Consider the following 12,097-nt stretch of genomic DNA (forward strand, 5'->3'; position numbering starts at 1 on the left):
ATGCGTGCCCGACGCCAAGGTCCTTGGAGTTTGTCTACATGCGTTATCTCTTCCTGCTGGGCGCGGCTTCCGCTGCCCTGATCCCGGCCGTCGCTTCCGCGCAGGACGCGCCTGCCTCGCCGCCCAAGCCTGACAGCAACACGATCATCGTCACCGGATCGCCGCTCGGCTCGCAGACGCCGACGATCGTCGCCACGGTCGATCGCGACACGATCGTCCAGACCGGCGGCGGCAATATCGCCGATGCGCTGAGCCAGGTGCCCGGGATCGCCGGCACCGGCTTTGCCTCGGGCGCGAGCCGGCCGATCATCCGCGGCATGGACGCGACGCGCGTGCGCATGCTCGAGGATGGCAGCAGCGCTTCCGACGTCTCCGATATCGGCCCCGATCACGGCGTGCCGATCGATCCGCTCTCGGCGCGGCGCATCGAGGTTGTGCGCGGTGCCGCGACGCTGCGCTATGGCAGCCAGGCGATCGGCGGCGTGGTCAATGTGCTCAACAACCGCGTGCCGACCGAGCTGCCGACCAAGGACCTGTCGGGCGAGCTGAGCGGCAGCTATGCGACCAATGCCGATACCTGGCAGACGGCGGGCCTCGTCGATGCCAAGGCTGGCGACCTCGCGCTGCACGCCGACGGTTTCTATCGGCATGCCGGCGACTATGAGACGCCGCTCGGCACGCAGGAGAACAGCTTCGTGCGCGGCTGGGGCGGGTCGCTGGGTGGTTCGGTGTTCTTCGGGCCGGACAAGGGCAGCCATATCGGCGCCGCGGTGATCCACTACGACAGCGAATACGGCATCCCGGCCGACACCGCCTGGATCGACATGCGCCAGACCAAGGTGATCGGCCGCTCGTCGTTCGCGCTGGGCGACGGGCTGCTCAAGTCGCTCGACGTCGATGCCAGCTATGGCGATTACCAGCACCAGGAGAAGAACCCGGACGGCTCGGTCAACACGACCTTCAAGAACAAGGAGTTCGACAGCCGCGCCGAGCTGCTGCTCGGCCAGATCGGCTTCCTCTCCAAGACCGCGCTCGGCATCCAGGTGGGCCACCGCGACTTCTCGGCGATCGGCGCGGACAGCTCGTATTTGTCGCCGGCGACGTCGCAGAGCGAAGCGGCCTATCTGTTCACCGAGATCCCGCTGAGCGGTGTGCTGCACATCCAGGCGAGCGGGCGGGTGGAGAATGTCCATATCGAGGGCACGCCGGCATCGGACGTGTTCACCAAGCGCGACTATACGCCGTTGAGCGGGGCGATCGGCGCGCTGCTCGAAGTGACGCCGGCAGTGAAGCTGGGCGTGACCTTCTCGAGCACGGGCCGCGCGCCGGCGCTGACCGAGCTGTTCGCGCGCGGCGGGCATGACGGGCCGCAGACTTTCGAGACGGGCGACCCCGCGCTCAAGATCGAGCGGGCCAATTCGCTCGAAGGCACGATCCGCGTGAACTCCGGGCCGTTCCGCTTCGAAGGCAGCGTCTATGGCACCTGGTTCCACAACTACATCTATGGCGACCTGACCGGGCGGACCTGCGACGATGACGGCGCGTGCGTGGTCGGCGACAGCGAGGAGCTGAAGGAGCTCAACTACGGCCAGCAGGGCGCGCATTTCTGGGGGCTGGAGGGCGACCTGCGCTACCAGCTGTTCAAGACTGCGGCCGGCGGGCTCGAGGCACATGTGCTGGGCGATTATACCCGGGCCAAGCTCGACGACGGCAACAATGTCCCGCGCATCCCGCCTTACCGGATCGGTGGCGGGCTCAACTGGAAGAGCGACCGGTTCGATGCCGGCTTCCTGTGGATGCATGTCGGCGAACAGGACAAGTTCGGCGTCTTCGACACCCCGACCGACGGCTACAACAACCTCAGCGCCAATCTGGCGGTGCGGCCGTTCAAGAGCCAGCCGGGGATCGAGCTGGCGATCGTGGGCCAGAACCTGACCAACGACGTGATCCGCAACGCATCGGCCTTCAACAAGGAAGATGTGGTGATGCCGGGGCGCACCGTCCGCTTCGTGCTGCGCGTCGCCACCTTCTGAGCCGCCGTGCCGCCGCCGTGACGGGTTCGCGGCGGCGGTGCCGCGCAGGGAGATTCCCATGCGTTGCGTACCGCGGGACAGGGGCGTGTCGCGGCTCGACTGGTTCGAGCGGGCGGCGGCGAGTGCGTCGATCCTGTGCCTGATCCATTGCGCCGGGCTGCCGCTGCTGCTGGCGGTGCTGCCGGCATTGTCGCGCGTGCTCGCGCTCCCCGAGAGCCTGCATCTGTGGCTGCTCGCCTTTGCCGTGCCGGCTTCGGGATCGGCATTGTTCTTCGGCTTCCGCCAACACCGGGCGTTGTGGCCGGTCCTCGCCGGCACGATCGGGCTGGCCCTGCTGGCTGTCGGCGCGTTGCTGCTGGAGGGCGGGCGATACGAGACGCTGGCGACGATGGCGGGGAGCATCAGCCTGGTCGCCGCGCATGTCGGCAACTGGCGGCGGCGCCATGGCGGGCGGCCGCATGGCGGGTAGGAAGCGCGGCGCCGGCTTCCTCCACGAGCGGGTGCTGCGGCTGCTCGAGCTGCGCTACCCGCGGCCGCTGACCGGGCTCGAGCTGGTCGAGATGCTGCTCGACACGGGCGAAGTGGTGCCGCCGAGTCAGGTCTATCGCGCGCTCAAGCGGCTGATCGACGCGGGCGAGGCGTGCAAGGTGCTGGTCGCGGGCGGCTATGTGCCGGCCGGTCCGGCGCCAGCGATGCTGTTCTGGTGTCGCGGCTGCGGGACGGTGCACGCGGTGGCGTGTCCCGAACTGTTCGCGCGGCTGGAGGCGGGGGCGACTGAGGCGGGGATGCGCGACGTGCGCAGCGTGATCGAGGTGCCGGGGCTCTGCGGCAGGTGCGCAGGGCGGAACCCGGCCTAGCTCCGCTCGGCCGAGCTCACCACATCGGCTGCGCGGAGCGCCGCGAGCAGGCGCATCAGATGCGCGGCGTTGCGCACTTCCAGGTCCATCGTGTTGGTGTGGAACGTGGTGTCGCGATTATCCATGCGCAGGCCGAGGATGTTCGCCTTTTGCTGGCCGATCAGCGTGGCGACCGCGCCGAGCGCGCCGGGCTCGTTCTTGAGCGTGATCTCGATCTGAGCGATGCCGCCCTCGGCCTTGTCGCCCCAGGTCAGATCGACCCAGTCTTCCTCGATCGTGTCGGCCAGGCTCGGGCAATCGATGCGGTGGACCTCGATCGGCTCGCCGGGGCGGCGGATGCCGACGATGCGGTCGCCAGGCACCGGGCGGCAATCGGGCGAGAAATGGAAGGCCACGCCGGGCGTGAGGCCCTTGATCTCGATCGCGTGCTGCTGCGGCGGCAGGTCATGCTCGTCCTCGCCCTCGGTCGAGCCGGGCATCAGCGCTTCCATCACCTGGAAATCGGTGAACTGGCGGCGCGCGATCGCTTCCATCAGCGTCGCCTCGTCCTGGACCTTGAGGCGCTTGAGCGCATCGGGGATCGCGCTTTCGCCCGGCGGCGTCGGCAGGCGCTCGACGATCTCGTCATAGAGCTTGCGGCCGAGCGCGATCGTCTCCTCGCGCTCCTTCAGGCGGATATGGCGACGGATCGCCGCGCGCGCCTTGCCGGTGATCGCGAAGTTGAGCCAGTTGGCCTGCGGCTCCTGCGCCTTGGAGCGGAGGATCTGGACCTGGTCGCCCTGCTCGATCTCGGTGCGCAGCGGCACGACGCGGCCATTGATCTTGGCGCCCACCGCCTGGTCGCCCAGGTTCGAGTGCACCGCATAGGCGAAGTCGATCGGCGTCGCGCCCTTGGGCAACTGGATAAGCTCGCCCTTCGGCGTGAAGGCGAAGATCCGGTCCTGGTACATCGCCATCCGGGTATGCTCGAGCAGTTCTTCGGGGCTGTCGGCATGCTCGAGGATTTCGATCAGGTCCTTGATCCAGCTGACCTGGGTATCCGGACGGACATTGCTGGTCTTGTAGGCCCAGTGGGCGGCGAGGCCGTACTCGGCCTGGGCATGCATGTCGCGCGTGCGGATCTGGATTTCGATGCGCGTGTCGCCAGCATGCATGATCGTGGTGTGCAGCGAGCGATAGCCGTTGCGCTTCGGCGTGGAGATGTAATCCTTGAACCGGCCCGGCACCATCGGCCAGCGGCGGTGGATCACGCCAAGCGCGCGATAGCATTCCTCTTCGGTATCGACGATCGCGCGGAAGGCCATGATGTCCGAAAGCTGTTCGAGCGACACGTGCCGCTCCGACATCTTCTTCCAGATCGAATAGGGATGCTTCTCTCGGCCGGTGATCTCGGCATCGATGCCGCCGCGCGAGAGGAGCAGTTTCAGGCCCGAGGAGATCTTGGCGATCCGGTCCTCGCCCTCGACCTTGAGGCTGTCGAGCAGCTTGGAGATCGATTCATAGGCTTCGGGCTCGATCTCCCGGAAGGCGAGCGTCTGCATCTCCTTCATGAACTCGTACATGCCGATCCGCTCGGCGAGCGGCGCGTAGATCTCCATCGTCTCGCGGGCGATGCGCTTGCGCTTGTCCGGGTTCTTGATGTGGACCAGCGTGCGCATGTTGTGCAGCCGGTCGGCCAGCTTGACGAGCAGCACGCGGACATCGTCCGACATGGCGAGCAGGAATTTCCGCAGATTCTCGGCGGCGCGTTCGCTCTCGGTCTGCGCCTCGATCTTGGAGAGCTTGGTGACGCCATCGACCATGCGCGCGACATTGTCGCCGAACAGGCGCTGGATGTCCTCGGGCGTGGCAACCGTGTCTTCCACCGTGTCGTGCAGGATCGCCGTGACGATCGTCTCGTCATCGAGGTGCAGGTCGGTGAGGATGCCGGCCACTTCGATCGGGTGGCTGAAATAGGGGTCGCCCGAGGCGCGCTTCTGGGTGCCGTGCGCATTCACCGAGAAGACATAGGCCCGGTTGAGCATAGCTTCATCGGCATCGGGGTCGTAGCTGAGGACCCGGTCTACAAGTTCATATTGACGCAGCACGATATCTAAATGGGGCGCTGCGCTGCTGCTTTGCAATGAAATTGAGCGCGATCCGGGAATTTCGGACCGCGCTCAATCACTTTAGCCGAACTGGTGTGGCGCCGGCGCCATAGGCTCAGTGCGCCTTGGCGTTGCACTTCTCGAGGCTGGCAGCGTCGAAATCGGTGCCATTGGCGCGGAAGGCCGAAAGCTTGCCGACTTCACGGGCGACGAGCTCGCAGACGATGCCGTCGCGGGCATTGGCCTTGGCGGCGGTGCAGGTGCCGCCATTGCACTTCCAGAGGGTCGAGCGGGTGACGAGGCTGGCCTTGGCCGGCGCGCTCACCGGAGTGGCGGCGTAATAGCCGTTCGGGGCACCCTGCGCGATGCCGGCGGCGGGGACGAGGGCCAGCGTGGCCGCGGCCGCTGCGGCGAAGAAGCGGGTCATGGAAACCTCCTGGGGTCGAATCACACTGCAACGGGTGTTGCGACTCAATATCTAATTGACACAAAGGTAAGTTGCAACGAGAAACTATTGCTGCAATGCAAGAAGTTACGGCATTCCGTAGCGTCATAAATTGCGATAGGGTGACAAGTCATGGGTGGTGCCATTCGAGAGTCCCTGCGCCAGCTGGCGAATGACTGCAGCCTTCCGGCGGCACTGGAAGCGATGGGCGAGCGCTGGTCGTTCCTGATCCTGCGCGGCTCGTTCAACGGGCTTCACCATTTCGAGGAATTCCAGTCCGAGCTGGGCATCGCGCGCAACATCCTCGCCAATCGGCTGGCGCGTCTGGTCGACAAGGGAATCCTGGTCCGCGAGCCCTGCGCCGACGATCGCCGCAAGATCGAATATCGCCTGACCGACAAAGGCTATGCGCTGCTGCCGGCGATGATCGCGCTCAGGCAATGGGGCGAGCGCTGGGAGACCGGCACCCCGGCCTATCCAGTGCTGGTCGATGCCCGCGACAGCCGCCCGATCCGGCCGGTGCAGGTGCTGAGCCATGACGGGCGCGCGCTGGGCAAGGGCGACCTGCTCTGGGCGCTGCCCGAGGACGTTGTGCGCGACGAGGAACTGGCCGAGGTGAAGGCGGCGGAGTAAATCTCTTATCCTCCCCCTGGCGGGGAAGGACTGAAGGTTAACCGCCCAACGCCTCCAGCCGGGCGCGGACGCCATCCGGGATCGGCTTCGACTTGCGCGTTTCCAGGTCGACATGGACGCTGACCATCTCGATCTCGGTGTGCAGCTCGCCGGTACTGGCGTGGCAGAGTTCGATGCGCATCGTCATGCTCGAGGTGCCGATGCGCTCGACGCGGGCGAAGCCTTCCACCATGTCGTCGAAGACGAAGGGCTTGCGGTAATCCACGCGCGCTCTGACGACGTTGAACTCGGCGTCGAGCCAGTCGGGGCCGATATCGCCCAGGTCCGCCCAGCGCCAGAATTCGCCGAGGGTGACGTCGGCATATTCGAGATAGCGCGAGTTGAAGACGATCTTCTGCCCGTCGATCTCGGAATAGCGGACACGGAAGCGGGTGGAGAATTGGAAGCCTGGGCGCATGGCGGTGGGTTGGCGCGGTGTGGGTGGCGCGTCAACCTGGGCGGTTCCCCGGCGAAGGCCGGGGGGCAGGATTTCGCTTCCGTGTCGCCTGAGGCCCTGGGCCCCGGCTTCCGGGGAACAGGAGGGAAGGCTAGGTCAGCAGCTTGACGCCGACGATCGCCAGCACCGTCGCCAGGATCGGCGTGAGCACCCGGTCGGACACGCGGGTCGCGATAAGGCTGCCGACGACGATGCCGGGGATCGAGCCGAGCAGCAGCGCCACCAGCAGGTTCAGATCGACCGAGCCCATCGACCAGTGGCCGAGCCCGGCGATGAAGGTGAGCGGCACGGCGTGCGCTATGTCCGAGCCAACCAGCCGGGCGACCGGCGAGCCGGGATAGAGGACGAGCAGGGCGGTCATCCCCAGCGCGCCGGCGCCGACCGAGGTGAGCGAGACCAGCACGCCAAGTACCACGCCGAGCAGCACGGTGAGCGCCGCCACCACCTGCTCGTCGAGCTTGGCGAAGCGCCGGCCCGCGGCGCGGACGATCTGGACACGGAACAGCACTGCAACTGCGGTGAATACCAGCGTGGCGCCGAGAATGACGGAGATCAGGTGCCCGGTATCCTTGGCGTCGCGGTGGGCGGCGGCGAGATAGAGCAAGGTGAGGATCGTCGCGGGTACGCTACCGGTCGCCAGCCGGCGGACCACTCGCCAATCGACCGAGCCGCGCCAGCCATGAACGGCGGTGCCGACCGCCTTGGTGCCCGAGGCATAGAGCAGGTCGGTGCCGACCGCGGTGGCCGGGTGGAAGCCGAAGGCGAGGACGAGCAAAGGCGTCATCAGCGATCCGCCGCCAACCCCGGTCAGCCCGACAAGCAGGCCGACCAGGATCCCGGCCAGCGAATAGAGCAGGTCGATATGCAGCACTGGCTGGGCTCAGCCTGCCTTTGCCGGGGTGTTGACGCCCATCGACTTCAGATACTGCTTCACGTTGCGCGCCGCCTGGCGCAGGCGCTGCTCGTTCTCGACCATCGCGATGCGCACAAAGCCCTCGCCATTCTCGCCGTACCCGACGCCGGGCGCGACCGCGACCTTGGCATGGGTGAGCAGCTGCTTGGAGAATTCGAGGCTGCCGAGATGCGCCAGCGCCGGGGGCAGCGGTGCCCAGGCAAACATCGAGGCGGGCGGGCTGGGGATATCCCAGCCGGCGCGGCCGAAGCTTTCGACCAGCACGTCGCGGCGCTTGTGGTAGAGTTGGCGGTTCGCCTCGACGATGTCCTGCGGGCCGTTAAGCGCTGCGCAGGCAGCGGCCTGGATCGGCGTGAAGGCACCGTAGTCGAGGTACGACTTCACTCGGGTCATCGCCGCGATCAGCTTCTTGTTGCCCACCGCGAATCCCATGCGCCAGCCGGCCATCGAATAGGTCTTGGAGAGCGAGGTGAACTCGATTGCCACGTCCTTGGCGCCCTTGACCTGCAGGATCGAGACAGTCGGCTTGCCGTCGAAATAGAGCTCGGAATAGGCGAGGTCGGAAAGGATCCACACCTTGTTCTCGCGCGCCCAAGCGACGAGCCGCTCGTAGAAGGCGAGGTCGACCGTCTCCGCCGTCGGGTTCGACGGATAGTTGACCACCAGGATCGAGGGGCGCGGCACGGTGAAGGCGATCGCGCGCTCGAGGCTCTCGAAATAATGCTCGTCCGGCGTGGTCGGCACCGCGCGGATCGTCGCGCCGGCGAGGATGAAGCCGAAGGTGTGGATCGGGTAGCTGGGGTTGGGTGCCAGCACGACGTCGCCCGGCGCGGTGATCGCGGTGGCGAGGCTGGCCAGGCCCTCCTTCGAGCCCATGGTCACCACGACTTCGGTCTCGGGGTCGATCTCGACCCCGAAGCGGCGGGCGTAGTAATTCGCCTGGGCCCGGCGCAGGCCGGGAATGCCGCGCGACTGGGAATAGCCGTGCGCATCGGGCTTCTGCGCGACTTCGACCAGCTTCTCGATCACGTGTGGCGGCGGCGGCAGGTCCGGGTTGCCCATGCCGAGATCGATGATGTCCTCTCCCGCCGCACGCGCCGCTGCCCGCATCGCATTCACTTCGGCGATGACATACGGGGGCAGGCGCTTCATGCGGTAGAATTCTTCGGACATTTCCTCATCTCTCAGGGGTTGGAGCGCGGCACGACGCTGTACCGTTCGGGTTCCCTACGCCATGTTCGCGTCTGCGGGAATGACGAGTTGGATGTGGTGCGCTAAAGCAGCGCTTGAAGAGGATGCGCATGGCCGAGACGACGACCCCGCCGATTCCCGACCTGGAAGACCTGCAGCACTGGACCTGGGTGCTGGGCCGGGCCCAGCAGATGATGCTGGAACACGGCTTCGACTGGGTGGAGCACATGCCGGCGGCGCCGCCGTTCGGCGCGCTGCTCGATCCGACGGCGGCGGTGAAGGCGAGCACCGATTTCTGGGCGGACACGATGAAGCTGTGGCAGCGCTTCCTCGACCCGAGCCATGCCGAGCCTTTCGAGGAATCGCCCGAGCAGGCGCGCGACAAGCGCTTCAAGGCGCCGCAATGGCGCGAGGAGCCGGTGTTCGACTTCCTGCGCCAGAGCTATTTCGTGATCGCCGATCACATGCTGCGTGGCATCGACGCGATGGAGGGGATGGATTCGAAACAGAAGGAGCAGGTGCGCTTCGCGACCAGGGGATTCATCGATGCGCTGAGCCCGACCAACTTCCCGGCGACCAATCCCGAAGTGCTCGAGAAGATCGTCGAGACCAAGGGCGAGAGTCTGCTCAAGGGCCTGTCCAACATGATGGGCGACATGGCCAAGGGCCAGATGACCCAGACGGCGGAAGGCGCCTATGAGCTGGGCCGCAACCTGGCGATGACGCCGGGCAAGGTGGTCAAGCGCACGCCGCTCTACGAGCTGATCCAGTATGCGCCGGCCGAGGGCGCCAAGCAGGTCTACGCCACCCCGCTGCTGATCTTCCCACCCTGGATCAACCGCTTCTACATCCTCGATCTCAACCCCGAGAAGAGCTTCATCCGCTGGGCGGTGGAGCAGGGGCTGACCGTGTTCGTCGTCTCGTGGAAGTCCGCCGATGCCACGATGAAGGACGTGGTGTGGGACGATTTCGTCGAAGGCGGGCAGATCGACGCGATCGACACGGTCCGCGATCTGCTCGGCGTCGAGGGCGTGCACACGATCGGCTATTGCGTCGCCGGCACCACGCTCGCGGCGACCCTGGCGGTGCTGCACGCGCGGGGCGAGGCAAGGAAGGTGGCGAGCGCGACCTTCTTCACCGCGCAGGTCGATTTCTCCGAGGCCGGCGAGCTCGGCATGTTCGTCGATGACGACCAGCTGGCGATGATCCGCAACCTGAGCGCCGACGGCTTTCTCGACGGGCGCTACATGGCGGCGACGTTCAACCTGCTGCGCGGCCGCGACCTGATCTGGAACTACGTCACCAACAACTACCTGATGGGCAAGGACTATGCCCCGTTCGACCTGCTCCACTGGAACTCGGACGTGACCAACCTGCCGGCACGCTGGCACATGAGCTACCTGACCGACCTGTACCGCGACAACAAGCTGGTCCAGCCCGGCGCGCTGACGATCAACGGGACGCCGCTCGACCTCTCAAAGGTGCTGACGCCGACCTATGTCCAGGCCGGGCGCGAGGACCATATCGCGCCGGCGCAGAGCGTCTGGAAGATGACCCATTACTTCAAGGGGCCGCTCAAGTTCGTGCTGGCGGGCTCCGGCCATATCGCGGGGGTGGTGAACCCCCCTTCGGCGCAAAAATACCAGTATTGGACCAATTCGGACAAGGTTGAGACGCTCGCGGAGTTCTTTGCGGGCGCAAAAGAGACTAAGGGGAGCTGGTGGCCCGACTGGATCGAATGGCTTGCAGCAATCGATTCGGAAAAGGTGCCGCCAAAGGGCGCTCGCGTGCCCGGCAAGGGGAAGCTTGCGGCGCTGGAAGATGCGCCCGGCAGCTACGTGCGTACGCGCTGATTTATCATCTAATTTGAACGCTTTGTGTATTTTTGTGCACTGCACAATAATGCTTGCAATGCCTGCCGGAAAAGCCTACATGTTGCATCGCAGCAATAGCTTTTAGGGAAGGCATATCATGGCCACCAAGGGACCGAAGACCGGCAAGCCAGCCGCTCCGAAGCCTGCGGCGCGCGCCAAGGCCGCGCCGGCGAAGGTTGCTGCGCCCAAGGCTGAGACGCCCGTGCAGGAGAAGGTTGCCAAACCGATCGTCGAGACGATCGTGGAAGCCCCCGTCGCCGAGCCGGCACCGGTCCTTGCGGACGCAACGCAGGAAGTGACTGAAACTGTTGAAGCCGTGGTCGAGCCGATCGTCGAGGCCGTCACGGAAACCGCAACCACCGCCGTGGAGATCGTCGAAGAGACGGTCGCCGCGCCGGCAGTGAAGGAAAAAGTGATGACCACCATCGAGAACGCCACCGGCAAGGCCCAGGCTCTGTTCGCCGAGTGGAACGACCGCACCAAGGCCGCTGTCGAGAAGTCGACCAAGCTGGTCGAGGAAGCCAATGACTTCGCCAAGGGCAATGTCGAGGCACTCGTCGAGTCGGGCCGCATCGCCGCCAAGGGCTTCGAAGGCCTTGGCCAGGACGCCGCCGAGTATAGCCGCAAGAGCTTCGAAAGCGCGACCGCCGCGCTGAAGAGCTTCTCGTCGGCCAAGACGCCGGCCGACTTCTTCAAGCTGCAGAGCGACTATTTCCGCGGCGCGTTCGACTCGTACGTCGCCGAGGCTTCGAAGAACACCGAGGCGCTGATCAAGCTCGCCAGCGACGCGGCCCAGCCGCTGTCGAACCGCGTTGCCGTCGCCGCCGAGAAGGTGAAGACCGCGGCGTAAGCCGGCGCTTCCCGCCAACCGGCGCAAGCCGGACAAATCGGCGCCGGAAGACACAGGATCAGGGCGGCCTTTCCTTCGGGAAGGGCCGCCCTTTCCTTTTGCGAAAAGCACCCGGCTGTTCTCAATCAGGGTTTACGCGTGCGGCGTGGCCTTGCCCTTGGGGACGCGAGCCCATATTTTCCGCGGCGTGACAGATCCCGTGACATTCGACACCAACATGCCGCTGCGCATGGCCGAGGACGGCAATGACGACGATCGGGGCAACAACCCCTCGATCGGCCTCGCCACGCGTACTCGCACGCGCACCAAGAAGCCGACGCCCTATCGGGTGCTGATGCTCAACGACGATTACACGCCGATGGAGTTCGTCGTGCTGTGCCTGCAGCGCTTCTTCCGGATGGACATGGAAGAGGCGACTCGGGTGATGCTCCACGTCCACCAGCGCGGCGTGGGCGTGTGCGGGGTGTTCAGCTATGAAGTCGCCGAGACCAAGGTGAGCCAGGTGATCGAGTTCGCCCGGCAGAATCAGCATCCGCTCCAGTGCACGCTGGAAAAGGCCTGATCCTTTCCTGACTTTTCGCGTGATTGAAGTTCCCCGGCGAAGGCCGGGGCCCAGCCGCAGTGCAGTTCGAGAGTCTCCGGCGCCGTCGACCGTTCGTTGATACTGGATCCCGGCCTCCGCCGGGGACCGGCGTATGATCGCCCGCTGGACCCGTGA

At 65.9% G+C, this 12,097-nt stretch carries 12 protein-coding genes; 7 read left to right on the forward strand and 5 right to left on the reverse strand.

Annotated elements, in window-relative coordinates; genetic code table 11:
- The first annotated feature begins 38 nt into the window (after nucleotides 1-38).
- From AC1RJ5_RS16215 to AC1RJ5_RS16225, 3 genes are read left to right on the forward strand one after another with little or no spacing between them, the layout of a single operon-like run.
- Complete coding sequence (locus tag AC1RJ5_RS16215; protein WP_493114372.1) at nucleotides 39-2,033, forward strand: TonB-dependent receptor domain-containing protein; 1,995 nt, start codon at nucleotides 39-41, stop codon at nucleotides 2,031-2,033.
- A 58-nt stretch (nucleotides 2,034-2,091) separates the two neighbouring features.
- Nucleotides 2,092-2,502, forward strand: coding sequence for a MerC domain-containing protein (locus tag AC1RJ5_RS16220; RefSeq protein WP_493114374.1), 411 nt, complete (start codon nucleotides 2,092-2,094; stop codon nucleotides 2,500-2,502).
- Entirely contained in the window at nucleotides 2,453-2,890 is a 438-nt protein-coding gene (locus AC1RJ5_RS16225; protein WP_269573053.1) for a Fur family transcriptional regulator, read from the forward strand. The genes AC1RJ5_RS16220 and AC1RJ5_RS16225 overlap by 50 nt, the downstream gene beginning before the upstream one ends.
- Here AC1RJ5_RS16225 and AC1RJ5_RS16230 read toward each other — a convergent pair.
- On the reverse strand, nucleotides 2,887-4,977 hold the full coding sequence (locus tag AC1RJ5_RS16230) for a RelA/SpoT family protein (RefSeq protein WP_493114376.1): 2,091 nt from the start codon (nucleotides 4,975-4,977) through the stop codon (nucleotides 2,887-2,889). The genes AC1RJ5_RS16225 and AC1RJ5_RS16230 overlap by 4 nt on opposite strands.
- 115 nt (nucleotides 4,978-5,092) lie before the next feature.
- Nucleotides 5,093-5,404 carry a CC_3452 family protein gene (locus AC1RJ5_RS16235; protein WP_184164190.1) on the reverse strand — a complete coding sequence of 104 codons (312 nt, stop codon included), beginning with the start codon at nucleotides 5,402-5,404 and terminating at the stop codon, nucleotides 5,093-5,095.
- Nucleotides 5,405-5,554: 150 nt separating this feature from the next.
- On the opposite strand from AC1RJ5_RS16235, the gene AC1RJ5_RS16240 reads away from it, so the two are divergent.
- The gene (locus AC1RJ5_RS16240) at nucleotides 5,555-6,055 is read left to right on the forward strand and encodes a winged helix-turn-helix transcriptional regulator (RefSeq protein WP_184164193.1); all 501 of its coding nucleotides are present in this window, start codon (nucleotides 5,555-5,557) and stop codon (nucleotides 6,053-6,055) included.
- A 37-nt stretch (nucleotides 6,056-6,092) separates the two neighbouring features.
- On the opposite strand, the gene AC1RJ5_RS16245 is transcribed toward AC1RJ5_RS16240, so the two are convergent.
- From AC1RJ5_RS16245 to AC1RJ5_RS16255, 3 genes are all read right to left on the reverse strand, one after another.
- A complete protein-coding gene (locus tag AC1RJ5_RS16245) occupies nucleotides 6,093-6,512 on the reverse strand; it encodes an acyl-CoA thioesterase (protein WP_269573051.1) in 420 nt (139 codons plus the stop codon).
- Nucleotides 6,513-6,642: 130 nt separating this feature from the next.
- A complete protein-coding gene (locus AC1RJ5_RS16250; RefSeq protein WP_269576518.1) occupies nucleotides 6,643-7,419 on the reverse strand; it encodes a sulfite exporter TauE/SafE family protein in 777 nt (258 codons plus the stop codon).
- Nucleotides 7,420-7,431: 12 nt separating this feature from the next.
- Nucleotides 7,432-8,637, reverse strand: coding sequence for an LL-diaminopimelate aminotransferase (locus AC1RJ5_RS16255; RefSeq protein ID WP_184164199.1), 1,206 nt, complete (start codon nucleotides 8,635-8,637; stop codon nucleotides 7,432-7,434).
- A gap of 122 nt (nucleotides 8,638-8,759) precedes the next feature.
- On the opposite strand from AC1RJ5_RS16255, the gene AC1RJ5_RS16260 reads away from it, so the two are divergent.
- The 3 genes from AC1RJ5_RS16260 to clpS all read left to right on the forward strand — a co-directional run bounded on the left by AC1RJ5_RS16260 (nucleotide 8,760) and on the right by clpS (nucleotide 11,941).
- Nucleotides 8,760-10,508 carry a PHA/PHB synthase family protein gene (locus tag AC1RJ5_RS16260; protein ID WP_493114717.1) on the forward strand — a complete coding sequence of 583 codons (1,749 nt, stop codon included), beginning with the start codon at nucleotides 8,760-8,762 and terminating at the stop codon, nucleotides 10,506-10,508.
- A gap of 118 nt (nucleotides 10,509-10,626) precedes the next feature.
- Nucleotides 10,627-11,379, forward strand: a complete 753-nt coding sequence (locus AC1RJ5_RS16265; protein ID WP_493114380.1) for a phasin family protein — start codon at nucleotides 10,627-10,629, stop codon at nucleotides 11,377-11,379.
- A 229-nt stretch (nucleotides 11,380-11,608) separates the two neighbouring features.
- Nucleotides 11,609-11,941, forward strand: a complete 333-nt coding sequence (clpS, locus tag AC1RJ5_RS16270) for an ATP-dependent Clp protease adapter ClpS (protein WP_184165141.1) — start codon at nucleotides 11,609-11,611, stop codon at nucleotides 11,939-11,941.
- Nucleotides 11,942-12,097 lie beyond the last annotated feature (156 nt).

This window comes from Sphingomonas sp. GW822-FHT03G08, from assembly GCF_058801135.1.

Coding starts and splice junctions, on each gene's coding strand:
- AC1RJ5_RS16215 (WP_493114372.1), top strand. CDS start 39: ATGCGTTATCTCTTCCTGCTGGGCGCGGCTTCCGCTGCCCTGATCCCG.
- AC1RJ5_RS16220 (WP_493114374.1), top strand. CDS start 2,092: ATGCGTTGCGTACCGCGGGACAGGGGCGTGTCGCGGCTCGACTGGTTC.
- AC1RJ5_RS16225 (WP_269573053.1), top strand. CDS start 2,453: ATGTCGGCAACTGGCGGCGGCGCCATGGCGGGCGGCCGCATGGCGGGT.
- AC1RJ5_RS16235 (WP_184164190.1), bottom strand. CDS start 5,404: ATGACCCGCTTCTTCGCCGCAGCGGCCGCGGCCACGCTGGCCCTCGTC.
- AC1RJ5_RS16240 (WP_184164193.1), top strand. CDS start 5,555: ATGGGTGGTGCCATTCGAGAGTCCCTGCGCCAGCTGGCGAATGACTGC.
- AC1RJ5_RS16245 (WP_269573051.1), bottom strand. CDS start 6,512: ATGCGCCCAGGCTTCCAATTCTCCACCCGCTTCCGTGTCCGCTATTCC.
- AC1RJ5_RS16255 (WP_184164199.1), bottom strand. CDS start 8,637: ATGTCCGAAGAATTCTACCGCATGAAGCGCCTGCCCCCGTATGTCATC.
- AC1RJ5_RS16260 (WP_493114717.1), top strand. CDS start 8,760: ATGCGCATGGCCGAGACGACGACCCCGCCGATTCCCGACCTGGAAGAC.
- AC1RJ5_RS16265 (WP_493114380.1), top strand. CDS start 10,627: ATGGCCACCAAGGGACCGAAGACCGGCAAGCCAGCCGCTCCGAAGCCT.
- clpS (WP_184165141.1), top strand. CDS start 11,609: ATGGCCGAGGACGGCAATGACGACGATCGGGGCAACAACCCCTCGATC.